The following is a 16,549-nucleotide window of genomic DNA, read 5'->3' as shown; positions in this document are numbered from 1 at the left end:
TCTGGCTATGATGAACTCTCTGGGATCGAAGCCAGCAACTCGCTCAGGACAGCTCTGGCCTGAAGTAGCGGCCAGCTTCGAATCGGCCAATGATCACATGAGACGTGACACCTATGGTGACGACCCGATCTATATCGTCGTCCTGACACTGTCGCTGATGATCTTGGCCTATCTGGCTTCGCTGAACACTGGCACGCAGACGCAGAGCTGGGGCTGGATGATGTTGGGCTCGGTGGCCCTGCCTAGTGCCTCCGTCGCCTGCATGCGTTTGGTTCGGCGTGCATTGCCGAAGTTGGAGTTCAACGACCTCAGCCAGGCCTCTCCCGCGATGGCCCGCACCTTGGCCAACGGTACGCCATTCGCCCTCTCGCTGTGTTTGCTGGCTTGGCCCGCGACCTTACTGCCTGGCAGCACGGGTCCGCTGGCCGGCATCTTTGAGTGGGTACCCCTGTGGCTCGGTGTGGTGCTGTTGACGGCCTTGGGCAACGTAGCCTGGTGGATGGGCATGAACGGTGCTGGCGTGATGGATTGGGCTACGGGCAATGCCCTCGATGTCACGCAGGCGATCCCTGGCGTCATGCTGAGTGACCTCGACCGGACTTTCAACTACATCGGCGGCTCCGGCGCCACCTTGGCCCTGCTGGTTTGCTTGGTCTGGTATCAGCGGCGCAAGCCCGGCCCCAGAGTGTGGCGTTGGGCCTTGCCCTTGCATCTGTTCAACATCAATGAGGTGCTGACCTTCGCCCTGCCGGTGGTCGGCAACTGGGTGTTCTTTCTGCCCTTCGTGCTGTGCCCGACGCTCAACGCCTTGGTGACCTATTTGGTGGTGGTCGAGTGGCAGTGGATACGGGCCACCGGCTCTTGGGATGTGGCCTGGGTGATTCCGCATTTCCTCAAGCCTCTGTTCATGAGTGCTCCATCTGACAGGGTGTGGGCGTTGCAGGTCTTTTTGTTTGGGCTCTCGGTGCTGATCTATCGCCCCATTGTCAAACGCTGGGTTCAGCAAGAGCAACTGGGTGAGGCCGCGTGGGACCTGGCCAACCGCATGAACCTGGGGCCGGGCCTGGAGCTTTTCTCTGAGGCGCGCTTTGTCAAAAGGCAAGAGGCCCAGCATGATTGGAGCCGGCAAGCACAGGCCGCACTCAAGCTGTTGCGCGAAGGCCAACTCAGCATGCACTACCAACCCAAACTGGATGTCCACTCCGGGCGGGTCTTAGGCTTTGAAGCCTTGCTGCGTCTGCAGGACTCTGCGGGGCGGGCCATCGCGCCGCAGCGCTTCTTGCCTTCATTGGAGCGTGTGGGCTTTGGCGACCTGCTCGACTTGTGGGTCGTCCGTCGGGTGGTCGAGGACATGGAGCGCTGGCATGCGCAAGGTGTTAATGTGCCCGTCGCCATGAACTTGACCGCAGCGACGCTGTGCAATGCCGAATCCTTTGCGCGGCTGATGAGCACCTTGGCCAAGCTCCCACCGGGCCAATTGCAGGTGGAGTTGTTGGAGAGCAGTTTGATCGATGAGCCTGAGCAAGTGCGGGCCCGGCTCATTGACCTGCGTGCCGCTGGCGTTCGGGTGTTTGTGGATGACTTTGGCACGGGCTACTCCAATTTGGCGCTGTTTCACAGTGCGGAGATCGATGTGGTCAAGGTGGACCGCTCGCTCTTAGAGGCTGCGGTGGAGCCGCGCGGCGAACTGCTCTACCGAGAGATTTGCAGCACACTGCACCGGCTGGGCTATGAGGTGGTGGCCGAGGGTGTAGAGACTGCGGCCGAGCGCGACTTTGTGGCGCATTGCGGCGTCACTGCGATCCAGGGTTGGTGGGTGGGCAAGCCCGTGCCGCCAGAGCAGGTGCCAGACATGATGAGTCAGCTCGCACAGCGCTTTGGCCCCACTTGAAACCGCCCTGTAACCCGATCGCTGTGACAAACTCGCGGGTTTGGCTGGGGCGCTGAAGCCCCTGTCCGCTTCGAACACTAGCTTTGCACCCTCCCATGACTGCTTTCGCTCTCCCCGCGCTGCGCCGAGTTTCTTTGGCCGTGCTGATGGCCACGACCGCCCCCGTGCTCTGGGCGCAAGCGGCCAACCCTAGCCCTGCGCCGACGGCGCGAGCCGAGGTGGCCAAACCCTTGCAGTTGGCCCAAGACCTGCTCAAGGCCGGCAAATCCTTGGAGGCATTGGCAGAGTTGCGGGTGGCCGAGCAGGTGGGATCGCTCAATGACTACGAGCGTTATCTCATCGCCCGCACACGCGCGGTCGCAGCGCTCAAAGCCAATGAGTTGGCCGTGGCGGTGGCGGCCTTCGAGGCCGCGCTGGCCTCGCCCCTGACGCCTGCCGTTGATCGGCCCTCACTGCTGGACACTCTGGCGCGCGCGCACCTGCAATTGCGTCAATACGGCCCAGCAGCCGCCACTTTGCGCCGCTATGTCCAAGAGGGCGGGCAAGACGCCGCCGTGCGCGCCCTGTTGCCCCAGGCGCTTTATCTGAGCGGTGATGCCACTGCAGCGGCCAAGGAGCTCTTGCCGCTGCTGCAGGCGGACGAGGCGGCTGGCCGAAAGCCCTCTGAAGCGACCCTGCGCTTGTTGGTCAGCGCCTATGCCAAAGCGAACGACGAGGCGGGCGTCTATGCGGCCCTGGAGCGGCAAGCGACGCTGTATCCCAAGCCTGAGGTTTGGGCTCAACTGCTCAGCCGTGTCTCCACGCGTCCCGGCTTCAACGACAGCCTGACCTTGGACCTCTTGCGCTTGAAGCAGGCCTCCGGCGCCCTGCGTGAAGAAGCCGAAGACCTGGAATTGGCGGTCTTGGCCATGGAGGGCGGCCTGTTCACCGAGGCCTTGCTGGCCCTGGAAGCGGGCACCCAGGCAGGCCGCCTGGGCAGCGGGCCAAATGCTGCCGAACACCAGAAACTGCGCGACAAGGCGGCCAAAGCCTCAGCAAAAGAGAAGGCCCAACTGGGCGGTGACCGCAGTGCAGCGCAAGCTGCCAAAGACGGCAATGCCCTGACCTTGGTCGGTACAGCCATGGTGTCGGCCGGCAACCCCGCCGACGCGGCCAAGGCGCTGGCCGATGGCCTGGCCCGTGGCGGTGTGAAGAAGCCCGAGGAAGCGCGCCTGCACTTGGCGTGGGCTTGGGTCAAGGCCGGCAACAACGACGAAGCCGTGAAGGTGCTGGACAGCATCAAGGGGGCCGATGGTTCAGCCGAACTGGCTCGCTTGTGGCAGGCCTGGTTGCGCTCTCAAGCGCGCTAAGGCAGCGCTGCGAAGGACTCTTTCAGCATTGCACTAAATCCGCCAGCGCCAAGCACGGACGTCCATCAGCCGCAGCACCGCCCACCAGAGGGGCAAGAAGCTGAGCGCCCAGACCAAGGACACGGCCGGCGCTGGCCAGCCCGGCCCCAGCGCGTGCTGCAGCGCTGCCCATAGCGGCGCCTGCCAGGCGGTGGCGCCCAAGACGCACACGCCCAGCCAGGCCAAGACATAAGCCGTGATGGCGTGGCGGCCAAAGCGCTGACCCCAAAGCCACTGGGGCGCCAGCGACTGCAGCACGAAGGCGCCGCACAAGGCCAGCGTGGCCCAGCCCCCCGTCCACAGCGCATAGCTGGGCGTCCAATAGGTCTTGTTGAACGGGATCAGCCACTGACCGAGCCCTCCCAGCAGCAGTAGCGCTGCGGCCAGCTTCAACAAGGGGGCTTGCGCCGCCGGGGCGCCAAGCTGGCGCAGCACGCGCCCGGCCCTCAAACCTAGGCCGGTGCTGACCACCGCGCCCAGGCTGCTGAGCAGGCCTTCTGGGTCCAGGCCCCGCTGTAGGCTGGCTTGCCACTCGTAGTTGTGGGTGCCAAAGGCCCAGGTGTCTAGGCTGGCGGCCCAATGGTGGAAGCGCAGCTCATGGCTCAGCGAGCCACCCATCAGCAAGAGCAGGCTGTGTGCGCACAACACCGCGCACAGGGCGATGAGCAGCCCGTGTGGGCTGCGGCCGAAGCGGCTGAGACTGAAGGCGCCGACCAGTGCCACGCACAGCCCAATGCGTTGCAGCACGCCGGCGGGCCTGAAGCTGCGGGTGTCCAGCGCCCAGTGCGCGATAAGGTGCAGCACCAAGCCCACGGCGATGAGCTTCAGGCCACGCTGCAGCATCTGGCCTTGCGCTGCGCGCAGCTCAGGGGCCTCACTGGCCTGAGGCCCTCCCAGCGCCAGGCCGACACCGACCAGGAACAAGAACAAGGGGAAGATCAGGTCAGTAGGCGTGCAGCCATGCCACTGGGCATGCAGCAAGGGCGCATACACAGCGCCCCAATCGCCCGGGTTGTTGACCACCAACATGGCCACCACGGTCCAGCCCCGCAGGGCATCAATGGCTGGCAAGCGCATCAGAAATCGCAGCGATGGGCCAGCTCCGCAGGGGCGGGGGGAAGCTCGTCAAGTGCGGCGTGTCCGGCTTGGCGCAGGCGCTGCACTTCTTGCTCGACTTGGGCGGGGCTCAAGGCGACTTGACGTGCATGCAGCACCCAGTCCACATCTTGCTCATAGACCCGCGGCGTGGTGCTGGGCGGCAGCAAGCCGCCGGGCGAGAACCAGAGGTTGAAGCTCAGCGCCATGGGCACGACGGGGTAATTGCGCCCACCATGCTGGCCCACCGGGCGACCATCCACAAACCAACGGGTTTGGCCGCCCATCACTTGGACCACCAAGGTGTGCCAACCGGCCTTGACCTCTGGCAGCTCAAACTTATCGTTATAAGCCAGCCAGGGTTCTAGGCGCACCGTCTGCCAGGTGATGCCATAGAGGCGCGGCGTGGGGCTGCCCCAGCCGCCGTTGGGCAAGAACTCCCAGTCAATTTCTGAGAACTCGGGGTCGAAGTCATGCCTTAGCGGAGAGACGGCATAGAAGGTTTGGATCACCGGGTCGCCGTCTTCGCCCTGCACGGGCGTGTCAGTGAAGCGCACGCGAGCCGCATAGGTGCCTTCCAGGAACTTGCGCGGCTGGCAGAGCTGGGTCTGCTGGGTGCCTTCGGGGGTGCCATCGGTGCGTGCGCTCAGGCGCAGCCACTGCTGGCTGGGCGCTTGCGGGTCTTTCACCAAGCTCAGGCCCTCGACCGACCAACGTGCGCCCGGCACACCCGGGTGGCCAGTGGCGGTGCGCACCATCCAGCCCTGCTGGCTCAGTGCGCTAATGCTGGCTTGGCTGAAGTCGTCAAAAAAGCGTTGCGGGGCAGGCGTGTTGGCAGCTTGCGCGGCCAGAGATGCCGCCAGCGCTAGCCCCAAGGCGCCGCCGACGAGGAACCGAGTCTTCATGCGGTGGCGTCTGTTGCGGGGGCTGGGGCCGCCGCTTGTTCGTCGCGGATGGGGAGCCAACGCAGCAGAACGAACACGGGCACGGCAGAGAGCACCACGGCCAAGAAGAAGTTTTGATAGCCCAGCGCTTGCTGCACATCACCGCTGATGGTTTTGAAGATCACATAGCCCAACGCCATCACGCCGGTGGCCAGGGCGTAGTGCGCGGTTTGGTACTTGCTGCCTTCGACGAACTGCATCATGAACAAGATGACCGCCACAAAGCCAAAGCCATAACCAAAGGTCTCCAAGCTCACAGCAGCCGAGATCACCCACAGCGCGCTAGGTTGGAACACAGCCATCAGGTAGAAGGCCAGGTTGGGCACATTCATGGCCAACACCAACCACACCATGGCCCGGCGCAAGCCCAACCAAGCGGTGAAGTAACCCGACAACACACTGCCGGCCAGAAAGGCCAGGGTGCCCGCCGTGCCGTAGGACCAGCCCACCTCGCTGGTGCCCAGTCCTAGGCCGCCAACATTGGTGGCGTCTTTCAAGAACAGCGGGCCAATGGCTTGCACTTGAGACTCACCCGCTCGGAACAGCAAGATGAAGGCAATGGCGAGCCACACACCCTTGATCTGAAAGAAGCTGCGAATCACCTCGCCCAAAGTGCCGCCCAGGCTGTTGCCAGTGGGGGCGGCGGTGGCTTCACGCGTGTCGGGCAAGGCCCAGACGTGATAAGCCGCCAACACGCCCATCACCGCAGCGGCCAGCACAAACACCGTGGCCCAAGCACCGATGACGCCAATGCGGCCTTCCAGATGCCCGGCCAGAATGACCAAGCCGCCCATGGCGAAGAGCTTGGCACCATTGAAGCACGCACCCAACCAGCCGGCCCAGATGGCGCGTTGCTTGGCGCTGAGGGTGGCAATGTAGAGGCCGTCGCAGGCGATGTCATGCGAGGCCGAAGCGATGGACACCACGGCCAACAGCGCAATACAAGCCACAAAGAAGTTGGGCAAGTGCAGCGACAAGGCCACCAAGGTGAGGGCCACCGCGCCCAGGCCTTGAAAGGCGATCACCAGCCACTTCTTGCTAGGGGCCAACTCCAGGATAGGGCTCCACAAGGGCTTGAACACCCAGGCCAGGCCCAGCAGGCCTGTCCAGCGGGTGATCTCCTCATTGGGCACGCCCATGCTCTTGAGCATCAGCCCCGCCACCACATTGACCATGAAGAAGGGCAAGCCCTGCACGAAGTAAAGGCTCAACACCCATGTCGCGGGTGATCGGGTGGCGGCTGCGGTGAGGCCCATGCGGTGCTCCAACGATGTTGTGGTGTGGTTCGAGATCAGGGCAGCGGCACGGGCGGCGTGGCGCTGACGACCAACTCACCCTTGAGCCACGATTTAACGGCCCGCAGCGCGCCTTGCGCATAGCCCCAACTCACCACAGCGGGTGCGGCGATGTCCAGCACCTGGAAGGGGTTCCATAAGGCCAAGTGCAGATGGGGTTGAGCCACGCGGGCGCCTTGGGCGTAGCGCGCTCGGTGGTTGCTGACCAGGATGTTGAGCCGGCCGTCTTCAGGCAGATGGTGCGGCTCCAAGACGGCGAGGTCGTTCAAGGTCACGTACTCGACATTGGCAAAGCCTTCAAACAAGGCCATGACCTCAGAGGCGGGTAGACCTGCTTCAGAGACGCCGTCGCTGTCCACCCGCGCTTGGGTGATGACGCGCAAGGCGGCGTCGTGTGCAGGGGGTTGGGCCTGGCGCAACACGCACAAGCCGCGCGCCCACGCCAGATGCATCAACTCATCGTCAGCAGCGCGTTGCTCGGGCGCATAGGGCACGGTTTGCAGCGGGAAGCGCTGGGCCAGGGCATCCAAACGCGCGCAGGCTTGCAGCGCGGCGTCTTCATCGATGTCGCCTTCGACCAGGGCTTGCCCAATGGCTTCGATCGCCGCCGCTTGTTCGGCTGCGGTGCCTTGGGCCAGTGGCATGTCGGCACCGGCACGCAGGGCCAGCACAGCGGCTCGGGCATGGCCATAACGTTCGTAAACAGCTTTCATCATCAGCGCGTCGGTGATCACCACACCCTGGTAGCCCAGGGCCTGGCGCAGCACGCCCGTCAGCACAGCATGCGACAGCGTGGCAGGGTGCAGGGGGTCGAGTTGGGGATAGACGATGTGGGCGGTCATCACCGCAGGCGCGGCGTTCTCGCCTTGCGCCATGGCGCGGAAGGGGATCAGCTCCAGCGCTTCAAGCGCGGCCAGCGATTTGTCTACCGTGGGCAGGGCATGGTGAGAGTCCACATGGGTGTCACCGTGGCCGGGGAAGTGCTTGACGCAGCAGGCCACGCCCTCGCTCAGGGAGCCGCGCATCCAGGCCGCAGCCAAGCGGGCGACGCGGTGCGGGTCGGCACCAAAGCTGCGCTCGGCGATCACGGGGTTGGCGGGGTTGGAGTTGACATCCAGCACCGGCGCAAAGTTCCAGTTGATGCCCAAGGCGCGCAGGCCGCGTGCCACGGCCGCGCCCACGGCTTCGGCCTGGGCTTCGTCATCCGCCGCACCCAGGGCCATGGCGGCCGGGGCTTGGGGCATGCAGGTGGCGCGGATCACCGAGCCGCCTTCTTGGTCAATGCCGATCAGTGCCTTGGGGCCGAGCACGGCGGCCAGGTCGGCCGTCAGGCGGCGGATCTCGTCTTCGGTGCCCAGGTTCTTGCGGAACAGGCAGACGGCGCGCACGCGGTGGTCGCGCAGAAAGGCGGCGGTCTCCGGGGCCAGGGTCTTGCCGGGGATGTCCACCATCACCAGTTGGCCAGGATGAAAGCTGGGCATGGGCATGTTGAAGCTGGGGCTGAGAGAGGTGCGAGTGGAGCTGCTCATGTCAGTGGGTCCGCGTGACCTTGGCCAGGTGAGGGGGTTGATCGGGGTCGCCGCCACGGGCGCGCGCCAGCGCTTCGACGGCCGGGTAGAAGCTCTGGATGGCGGCAATGGCGTCCAGGTCCTCGTGGGCGGTGGGGCTCAGTGGCAACTGCGCGCCGGGCGTGCCTGCTGGGGCAGCCAGCAACACACGAGCACCCCGCGCACGCATGTCTTGCGCCAGAGACAGCAAGCCCGCTTGGGCCGGGCCGCGCGGTGCAAACACGAGCAGCGGGTAGCCTGCGTCGATCAAGGCCATGGGGCCGTGGCGTACTTCAGCGCCCGAAAAGGCCTCGGCCTGAATGCCGCAGGTTTCTTTGAACTTCAAGGCGGCTTCTTGGGCCACGGCCAGGCCCAGGCCACGGCCGATCACAAACAGCTTGTCGGTGCTGAGCAGCGCCTCGGGCAGCAGCGACCAGTCGGCCTGCGCGGCTTTGGTCAGCGCCTCGGGCAGGGCTTCGAGGGCAGCGCTCAGCGCGGCATCGTCTTGCCAAGCTGCGACCACACGGGCACCGGCCACCAACTGGCAGAGGTAGCTCTTGGTGGCGGCCACGCTCAGCTCTGGCCCCGCGTGCAAAGGCAACAAGAACTCGGCTGCTTCGGCCAGTGGGGAGTTCACGTCATTGACCAGGGCCACGGTACGTGCGCCGCCTTCCCGCAAGCGGCGGGTGGGCGCGATCAGGTCTGGGCTCTGGCCCGACTGCGAAAACGCCAGCGACACCAAGCCCTCGCAGCGCAAGCGGGAGTTGTAGAGCGTGATCACCGACATGGGCAAGGAGGTGACCAAGCGACCGAGCCGCGCCATGGTCAGGTAAGCCATATAGCTGGCAGCGTGGTCGGAGCTGCCGCGAGCCACGGTCAGCACGGCGCTAGGCTCTTGGCTGCGAAGAGCGGCCCCGAGGGCACGGTACGTGCCAGCGTCCTGGGCCAACTGTCGGGCCACGGCGTGGGGGGCTTCCAGGGCTTCAGCCCTCATGCGCGAGGTCAATCTCTTCTCCTTCGACAATGACGCGTTGAATCTGCAATTCCGGGTTGAGCACCAGCACATCAGCCATGGCCCCAGGGCTGAGGTGGCCGCGGTCGGGCAGGCCCAAAAACTCAGCGGCATAGGTGGAGACGCGCCGCGAGGCGTCTTCGATCTCCAGCCCTAAGCCCACCAAATTGCGCAGGGCTTGGTCCATGGTCAGCGTGCTGCCAGCCAAGGTGCCGTCGGCCAGGCGCACGCCGCCCAGGCACTTGGTCACGGTGTGGCGGCCCAGGCGATATTCGCCGTCGGGCATGCCCGCAGCGGCCGTGGAGTCGGTGACGCAGTAGAGGCAGGGAATGGCCCGCAGTGCCACGCGCAAAGCCCCGGGGTGTACGTGCAACAGGTCCGGGATGACCTCTGCAAAGCGCGCATGGGCCAGCGCGGCACCGGCCATGCCCGGGGCGCGATGGTGCAGGCCCGACATGGCGTTGAACAAATGCGTGAAGCCGCTGGCACCGCGCTCCAAGGCTGCCACGCCGTCTTCATAAGTGCCGTTGCTGTGCCCAGCTTGCACGACAAACCCGGCCGCACGCAGCGGTTCGATCATGTCCAAATGCCCAGGCATCTCAGGCGCCAAAGTGATCAGCCGAATGGGGGCCAGGGCATGCAAGGCCAGGACTTCATCGACCGATGCAGGCCGGGCGAAGTCGGGCTGTGCCCCCAGCTTGCCGCTGTTGATGTAGGGGCCTTCAAGGTGAACGCCCAGCACGCGTGCGCCCCCTCCGGCCGGGCCGGCGATGGTGGGGGCCAAGGCGGTCATGGCCTGACGCAGCTCGCTCATCGGGGCCGTCATGGTGGTGGCCAGCAGGCTGGTGGTGCCGTGGCGGGCATGCATGCGCGCAATGTGGGCAATGGCCGGGCCACCTTCCATGGTGTCGAAGCCACCCCCACCGTGGACATGCAGGTCGACAAAACCCGGCAGGATGAGCGTGCGGCGTGCGGCACGCACTTCAGGCTCGGTAACCAAGGGGCCGTCAATCGCAGTGATGCGGCCTTGGCTCAGGAGGGCGCAGCCCCGGCGCCAGCCCTGGGGCGTCAGGATGTCGCCGTCCAAGCGTTGTGGATGAGAATTTTGGGATGTCATGGTCAGGCCTGTCGCAGAGCACTCAGGCGTCAGCGTGGGCGGTGGGCGAGGCGTTCGCGCACCAATTGAAGGGCACCATCGGCGGCGTCGCCTGCAGAGGGTACACAGCGGTCTAGCAACTCGTGGGGCAGCAGCGGCAGCAGGCGTTGGCCCACGCTGCCGGTGATGACCAGGGGCAGGCGGCCCGAGGCGTCCAGCGCTTGGGCCATTTGGATCAAGGCATTCACCGCTTCTTGCAGCAATCGGCTGGCCGCAGGGTCGGCCTCGGCGGCGTCAAACACCAGCGGGGCCAGCGACGCATAGGCGCGCTGGCCTGCACTGCCGCACCATTCCAACAAGGCTTGGCGGCCGGCGCCTGTGGCTTGCCAAACAGCTTGGGCCAAAGCGCCAGCCAAGCGGCGGCCATCTAGGGCCTGTTGGGCGATTTGCACTGCGCGTAAGCCCAGCCAAGCGCCTGAGCCTTCGTCACCCGACGGAAAGCCCCAGCCGCCCACGGAAAGCTTGCGGCCATCGGCCAACAGTGCCTCGCCCACACTGCCCGTACCAAAGGCCAGCACCACGCCGGGCTGGCCGGCATGCGCGCCACGCAGGGCTGTGGCTGCGTCAGACTCCAGCGCCAGCAAAGCATAGGGCGGAGCCGCTTGCAAAAAGGCCTCGGCCCTGGCTGGGGAGATGGCGCCTGCCAAGCCCAGGCCCAAAGCGCAGTCGCCCGGGGTGGCCAGCGGCAGTTGGGCTGCGGCAAAGGCTTGAGCAATGGCGTGCTGCACATGACGCCAAGCTTGCTCCACACCTTGGCTGAGGCCAGAGGGCCCGGCCGCACCATGAGCCAAGACACGCCCATCGCTGGACACCAGGCGGGCCCGAGTGCCGGTGCCGCCGCCGTCAATGCCGATCAGGTAGGGCGGTAGGCTGGGGGGAGGGTGGCTCATGAAACAGAAGGGGCGCTAAAGTGATGCCACTATAGTACCAGATGGGACCACATAGCAAGCCGGCAAACCCTCAAACAGCAAACGGTAGAGTGATTTTTGTCGAGACGACCGAACCAATACCAGTCGACTGCTGATAGCGGCCTTCGCGCTTGAGTCATCATAGAAGCTCTGTGGTGCTGCGTGACCGGTCTATGTCTTCTCCTTCTGCTCCTTTGCGTTTGGACCTTCCGGGTCAGATTCTGCGTCGTGCCGTAGGGGTGGTCGCACTTGGGGTGCTCGCGCTTTTGGGCCTGGGTCTGCTGGGGATGCGCGACGATGTGGCCGATGAATTGGACGGGGCCAAGGCGGTGGCGGTCCTGGTGGAGCGCCTGAGCACCTTGAGCCTGTTGGACGATGCCCAGGCCGCGCGGGCCTTGCAGCAATGGGCGGCAGAGAGCGAACTGCGGCACTTGAACCTGAGGGTGCTGGACGCCCAGGGCGGGCTGATTTTGAAGGCAGGCCCCACCGCAGAGGCCGCAGACGCCACGCGGCCCAACACAGTAGCCAGCCTGTGGCCTGGCCTGCAAGCGCACTTGTTCAAGGCGGACGACCCCTTCACTGTGGCGTGGGCCCTGGCGCGGCCACAGGGGCAGCCGTGGTCGGTGGTGCTGGGCGCGGCGCCTGAGAGTGAGCAACACGAGGCCCTGCAGTCCTTGCTGCAGGCCAGCGGGGTCTTGATCTTGATGGCTCTGGCCTTGCTGGCCTTGATGGCCTGGAACACGCGCCGCGCCTTGGCCCCTTTGTCGCGCCTTTTGGCCGCCATTCAAGGGCTGGAGCACGCCCAACCGGGTCAGCGCCACTTTGAGGTGCAGGCCTTGCCGCCCATGCCCATCGCCGAGTTGGAGGCCTTGGCTGCGGCCCTGCGCCACTTGGATGCTGCACTGGCCCAGGCCGACGCTGAGCGCCGCCGCCTAGCCCAACAAGTCTTGGGCCTGCAAGAAGAGGAGCGCGCCCACTTGGCGCGCGAGTTGCACGACGAATTTGGCCAACGCCTCACCGCACTGCGCCTAGACACTCGTTGGCTGCTGCGCCAAACCACGCAAGCGCCTGAGTTGCAGGCGGTGGTGCAGCAGATGGATCAACACTGTGCGGCCATTCAGCAAGACATTGGATCGGTCTTGGCCCAGTTGCGGCCCTTGGCCGTGAGCGACGAGGCCTGCACTGTGGCCACGCTGCAGACCTTGCTGCAATCACTGGTGACCGCCTGGCGGCGCAGCGCCGGTGCGGGCTTCGCCTTGAGTGTGGAGTTGGACCTGGGCGACCACGCGCAGGAGCCGCTGCCGCGTGACCTGATCTTGATGATTTATCGCATCAGTCAAGAGGCTCTGACCAATGCCGCCAAACACGCGCAGGCCCAGGTGGTGCGCCTCAGCCTGCAGTGGCAGCAAGTGCCCAGCCAAGCTGCGCGCCTTGTCTGGGCCGTGCAAGACGATGGCCGAGGAGAGCCTCAGCCCGAGCACGCGCTGCAGCGCGGCCATGGCTTGGCGGGGCTGAAAGAGCGGCTGTGGGCCTGGGGTGCAGACTTGGAGATCGGACCGGCCCACACGGGGAGTCCCCGGCCCGGCTTGCGCTTGGCAGCAGCCGTGCCGGTGCCGGCCTGAGATCAGCGCGGCCCGGCAAAGCCGCCCAGGGCTTCGTCCCACAAATTGGCTTGGCGCAAAGCCTGCTCAAAGTCAGCGGCATTGCTGACCTTGAGCCGCCAATCGGGATTGCGGTCTTGGCGGGCCAGCACTTTGCTGGTGTCCAGCTTGGCCGGTGGTGTCAGCCCCAAGTGCGTGGCCCAATGAGCGGCCAAGGCCTCGGGGGCCATGTCCACGTCTTGCTCGTAGGTGCAGCGCCACGGGGTAGCGCCTGCCTTCTTCAGCCCTTCATTGACCTGTGCGTACCAACGACGGGCTTTCTCAGCCCATTCCGCATAGTGCTTGGCGCTGAGCTTGATGCGCAAATCGGTGGTGTCGGCCTTTTGCCAAGAGCCGACCTGGGTCGCTTTGGCGTTGGAGATGTACACGTCGAGCGGGCGCCGCTGCAGCACCACGGGCGTAAACCCCGGCAGGCCTGCCAGCTTGGCCACCGTGCCCACCACGGGGGTGGTGAAGTGGCTGAAGAAGACCTTGAAATACATGGCCTCACGCTCCTTGCGCTCTGCCATTTGATACAGCGCTTGCACGGCCTGGACAGGGTGTTCATGCAGCCATGCCAAGAGGGCCGGGTCATTGGCCTTGGCAAAGGTTTGAGAGGCCAACTTGCCCAGGCGCTGCAAATGGGCGGGCCGCAGGCCATACGCCTCTTGGGGGTGAAACAACTCCCCCAGCCTGAACATCTGTGGCCGCTGCTTCAGCACCGACCCGAGGTAATTGGTGCCACTGCGATGCGTGGCGAAGACGACGATGAGTTTCATGGTGGGCTTAAGTGGATGCTGGCATTTTCAATGCAGCCAGGGTTGCGAGCGCCCACGAACTTGGGGGGCTTGACAGCCCTCAATTCGCCTTGGCCAGCCCCAGCCTGTCCACTGTGCGCTTCTCCGCCGCATAAGCCTCGCGCAGGCTGCGTCCGTAGTCGTCTGAGCCCAAGTAGAGTGGCTCTTGGTCGTACTTGGCCAGTTCGGCCACATGGGCCGGGTCGAACAGCGCGGCTTTGAAGGCGTCGTGCAGGGCTTGCACCACCGCGCTGGGCAGGCCTTTGGGGCCGACCAGGCCGTAGGGCGAGGTGGCGACGATGCCGTGGCCTAGTTCTTTGAGCGTGGGCACTTGGGCCCAGCGCTTGGTGCGGTGTTCAGCAAAGGTGGCGATCAGCCGCAGCTTGCCGCTGTCTACATAGGGCGCAAAGCCGTTGGAGTTGACGCCTACCTGCACTTGGCCGGAGGACACCGCCAGCATCTGTTCGGCCGTGCCTTTGTAGGGCACGTGCACATAGCGCAGCCCTTTGTGGCCCAACAGTTCGTCCATCACCACATGCGGGGTGGTGCCCACGCCGTTGGTGGCAATGCTCATCTCGCCCGGCTTGGCTTTGGCCAGGGCGAACAGGTCGTCCAGGGTCTTGATCGGGCTGGCGGCTGGCACCAAGATGCCGAAGGTCACACCGCTGAGTTGCAGCAAAGGGGTGGTGTCGCGGATCGGGTCCCACAGGACTTTTTGCGTCCAAGGTGCGCGCAGGGCGGGTTGGGGCAGCTGCGCAATGGTGTAGCCGTCGGGGGCGGCCTGCTGCAACACGGGCATGGCCAGGGTGCCGGCCGCGCCGGGGCGGTTCTCGATCAGCACTTTTTGGCCCAGATGGCGGCCGGCGGCCTCGGCCAGCACCCGCATGGTGAGGTCGGTGGCGCCGCCCGCAGGCCAGGGCACCCACAAGGTGATGGGGCGGCTGGGGAAGGCGGGCTCGGCGCCCTGGGCTCGGTTGCCCAGCGGAGCCAAGGCGGCCAGGCCCGCGCCCATGCCCAGGCTCAAAGCTCGGCGGCGGGTGATCATTTCCATTCCAGTAACTCCATGGTCAAGGTGCCGCCGGTCAGGAAGGTGGAATTGGCGGGCTCCTCGCGCACCAGGCGCACCAAGCCCACGCCGGGGCAGTACCACTCTTGGGTCGTCAGCGTCATGTCTCTCCAGCCCACCACGGGGTCGGCAAACAGGCGCAGGCTGGCTTGGCCCTTTACTTTGAGGCAGCCTTCAAAGCGGCCGGCTCGGCTGTCCACCACCAAGCCGGTGGCCTCAATGCTGTAGACCATCTTGACGGCGGGGTGGGTGTGGCGGATCTCGCGGGGGAACTCTTGCCGCCGTTGCAGTAGATAGGCCGTGGTGTCGCTCTGCCAGGTGCTGCCTGCGGTCAGCGGGGCCTTCAGCACGTAGCGGCGTTCTTTGTCGTAGCGCGGGTCGGCGTCCAGCTCGCTCTTGGTGGCCACGCGGTAAATGCCTGTTTCGTCCCCGCGCAGCCAGTAGCTGATGCCGGCGTCGCTGCGGCGCAGCCACGCCGGGCCGTCGTCCAAGGGGCTCTGGCCCAAGGTCTCCATCACCAAGGGTTCATGCTCGACGACGTTGTTCTCCCACTCGGTCTTCACGTCATAACGCCATTGATGACCCTCTCCCAGAGGGAACAGGTCATGGCCCACTGGTTTGGGGGCGCAGGCGCTCAAGCCCACGCACAGCCCTGCCACCAGCGGGGCTGCACGGGTGCGGAGGGCGGCGGCAAACATGATGGCTGAGCCTCACTTCTCAGGCAGTTGCGGCATGGGCAGGTCGCGGATCTTGACCTCCTGCTCGTCACTGCCGGGGCGCAACCAAGAGAAGCCCTTGGGGCCGCGCTTTGGCTCGGCGGTGCCCATCTGGCTCACGCCTTGCCGCACCTTTTTCAGGCCTTCGTTCAGCAGGCTGTGCAGGTCTTTGGTGTAGGGCAGGCGGTAGGAGCGCGGCTCAGCCAGGGGCTTGCCGTTTTCCAGGGCATTGACCCAGACGAAGAGGGCGCCGGGCTTGGTCTTGCTGGGCTCTTCAATGACGGCGGCCAGCAGCACAAAGCGCTCGGGCAGGGCGGCGCGTGAGGGGCGTCCCCAAACATCGTCCAGCGCCTGCTCGGCGCCAAAGTACAGGCCCACCGTGGCCAGCACCAGCACGGCCTTGAGCGCCCGGGGCCAGGCCGAGGCCACGCAGGCCAGGCCCACCAAAAAGACCAGGGCGACGTAAGTCCACAGCAAAGCGTCAGTGGCCATCACATCCTCTCGATCAGCGTTTTGGGCAGGGTGTTGACGCCTTCGACCCCACCGTCGCGGTTGACCACAAAGCGGGCGGCCGTGGCTTCATCGCCTTTGCGTGCCAGGTCCACGCTGCCGTAGAACACCACTTCGGCACGCGGGTTGACTTTGACCACCGAGACGGTGGCCGTCACGGGTTCACCATTTTTGGTGTCGTAGTAGTGCAGGTTGACGGTGTACTCGCCCGGCGCAAAGCCGCGCACGGTCACCACCTCTTGGTTGAGCGGGTTGACCACCTGCTGGCCGTTGATCACCAGGGTGTCGTTGGCCAGGCCTCTGTCGTCGCGGTCCAGGTGCATCATGCCGCCCTCACGGGTGCGGAACCACACCTTGTTGCCCGCCGGGTCCTCAACCCAGGTGTCGATGTCATTGGGGTTGAGGTCGGGCCAGGTCACGGTGATGATGAACTCGGCCTTGGCGTCGATCACGCCGGTCTTGGCCTTGGGGTTCATCACCACCAAGGCCACCGCGAACAGCATGACGAATGCCAACAAGGTGTTGAACAAGAGATCGCTGAACGGATCGATCTCGTCGTGGCGGCGTTGGCGCAGCAAGGCCAT

General features: G+C 65.4%; 15 protein-coding genes. 3 read left to right on the top strand and 12 right to left on the bottom strand.

What is annotated here, in order from left to right; genetic code table 11:
* Positions 1-97: 97 nt before the first annotated feature.
* Positions 98-1,891, top strand: coding sequence for an EAL domain-containing protein (locus ACIQ3Q_RS03375; protein ID WP_396267563.1), 1,794 nt, complete (start codon positions 98-100; stop codon positions 1,889-1,891).
* Positions 1,892-1,986: 95 nt separating this feature from the next.
* Positions 1,987-3,240 carry a tetratricopeptide repeat protein gene (locus ACIQ3Q_RS03370; protein WP_396267562.1) on the top strand — a complete coding sequence of 418 codons (1,254 nt, stop codon included), beginning with the start codon at positions 1,987-1,989 and terminating at the stop codon, positions 3,238-3,240.
* 33 nt (positions 3,241-3,273) lie between these two features.
* On the opposite strand, the gene ACIQ3Q_RS03365 is transcribed toward ACIQ3Q_RS03370, so the two are convergent.
* The 7 genes from ACIQ3Q_RS03365 to ACIQ3Q_RS03335 are packed head-to-tail and all read right to left on the bottom strand — an operon-like array spanning position 3,274 to position 11,218.
* Positions 3,274-4,356, bottom strand: coding sequence for a heparan-alpha-glucosaminide N-acetyltransferase domain-containing protein (locus ACIQ3Q_RS03365; RefSeq protein WP_396267561.1), 1,083 nt, complete (start codon positions 4,354-4,356; stop codon positions 3,274-3,276).
* Entirely contained in the window at positions 4,356-5,279 is a 924-nt protein-coding gene (locus ACIQ3Q_RS03360) for a glycoside hydrolase family 16 protein (RefSeq protein WP_396267560.1), read from the bottom strand. Before ACIQ3Q_RS03360 ends, ACIQ3Q_RS03365 begins: the two co-directional genes overlap by 1 nt.
* Positions 5,276-6,574: an MFS transporter gene (locus ACIQ3Q_RS03355; RefSeq protein ID WP_396267559.1), complete on the bottom strand. Its 1,299-nt coding sequence runs from the start codon at positions 6,572-6,574 to the stop codon at positions 5,276-5,278. Before ACIQ3Q_RS03355 ends, ACIQ3Q_RS03360 begins: the two co-directional genes overlap by 4 nt.
* A gap of 35 nt (positions 6,575-6,609) precedes the next feature.
* Positions 6,610-8,142, bottom strand: coding sequence for a beta-N-acetylhexosaminidase (nagZ, locus tag ACIQ3Q_RS03350; protein WP_396267558.1), 1,533 nt, complete (start codon positions 8,140-8,142; stop codon positions 6,610-6,612).
* Between the two features lies 1 nt (position 8,143).
* On the bottom strand, positions 8,144-9,154 hold the full coding sequence (locus ACIQ3Q_RS03345; RefSeq protein ID WP_396267557.1) for an SIS domain-containing protein: 1,011 nt from the start codon (positions 9,152-9,154) through the stop codon (positions 8,144-8,146).
* Positions 9,144-10,289 (bottom strand): N-acetylglucosamine-6-phosphate deacetylase, encoded by a 1,146-nt coding sequence (nagA, locus tag ACIQ3Q_RS03340; RefSeq protein ID WP_396267556.1) that lies wholly within the window; start codon positions 10,287-10,289, stop codon positions 9,144-9,146. The genes ACIQ3Q_RS03345 and nagA overlap by 11 nt, the downstream gene beginning before the upstream one ends.
* A gap of 29 nt (positions 10,290-10,318) precedes the next feature.
* Positions 10,319-11,218 carry a BadF/BadG/BcrA/BcrD ATPase family protein gene (locus tag ACIQ3Q_RS03335; RefSeq protein ID WP_396267555.1) on the bottom strand — a complete coding sequence of 300 codons (900 nt, stop codon included), beginning with the start codon at positions 11,216-11,218 and terminating at the stop codon, positions 10,319-10,321.
* 191 nt (positions 11,219-11,409) lie between these two features.
* Between ACIQ3Q_RS03335 and ACIQ3Q_RS03330 the strand changes: the two genes are divergently transcribed.
* Entirely contained in the window at positions 11,410-12,858 is a 1,449-nt protein-coding gene (locus ACIQ3Q_RS03330) for a sensor histidine kinase (RefSeq protein ID WP_396267554.1), read from the top strand.
* A 2-nt stretch (positions 12,859-12,860) separates the two neighbouring features.
* Here the strand turns inward: ACIQ3Q_RS03330 and ACIQ3Q_RS03325 are convergent, their stop codons facing one another.
* The 5 genes from ACIQ3Q_RS03325 to ACIQ3Q_RS03305 all read right to left on the bottom strand — a co-directional run bounded on the left by ACIQ3Q_RS03325 (position 12,861) and on the right by ACIQ3Q_RS03305 (position 16,549).
* Positions 12,861-13,655 carry a sulfotransferase gene (locus tag ACIQ3Q_RS03325; RefSeq protein WP_396267553.1) on the bottom strand — a complete coding sequence of 265 codons (795 nt, stop codon included), beginning with the start codon at positions 13,653-13,655 and terminating at the stop codon, positions 12,861-12,863.
* A 79-nt stretch (positions 13,656-13,734) separates the two neighbouring features.
* Positions 13,735-14,724 (bottom strand): Bug family tripartite tricarboxylate transporter substrate binding protein, encoded by a 990-nt coding sequence (locus ACIQ3Q_RS03320; protein ID WP_396267552.1) that lies wholly within the window; start codon positions 14,722-14,724, stop codon positions 13,735-13,737.
* Entirely contained in the window at positions 14,715-15,437 is a 723-nt protein-coding gene (locus ACIQ3Q_RS03315) for a hypothetical protein (RefSeq protein ID WP_396267551.1), read from the bottom strand. The genes ACIQ3Q_RS03320 and ACIQ3Q_RS03315 overlap by 10 nt, the downstream gene beginning before the upstream one ends.
* 12 nt (positions 15,438-15,449) lie before the next feature.
* The gene (locus ACIQ3Q_RS03310; protein ID WP_396267550.1) at positions 15,450-15,947 is read right to left on the bottom strand and encodes a hypothetical protein; all 498 of its coding nucleotides are present in this window, start codon (positions 15,945-15,947) and stop codon (positions 15,450-15,452) included.
* A complete protein-coding gene (locus ACIQ3Q_RS03305) occupies positions 15,947-16,549 on the bottom strand; it encodes a hypothetical protein (RefSeq protein WP_396267549.1) in 603 nt (200 codons plus the stop codon). The genes ACIQ3Q_RS03310 and ACIQ3Q_RS03305 overlap by 1 nt, the downstream gene beginning before the upstream one ends.

Source organism: Ideonella sp. (assembly GCF_044358605.1).
Taxonomy (GTDB): domain Bacteria; phylum Pseudomonadota; class Gammaproteobacteria; order Burkholderiales; family Burkholderiaceae_C; genus Ideonella.
Note: the sequence above shows the minus strand (reverse complement) of the source record. Positions and strands in the feature narration are given on the sequence as shown.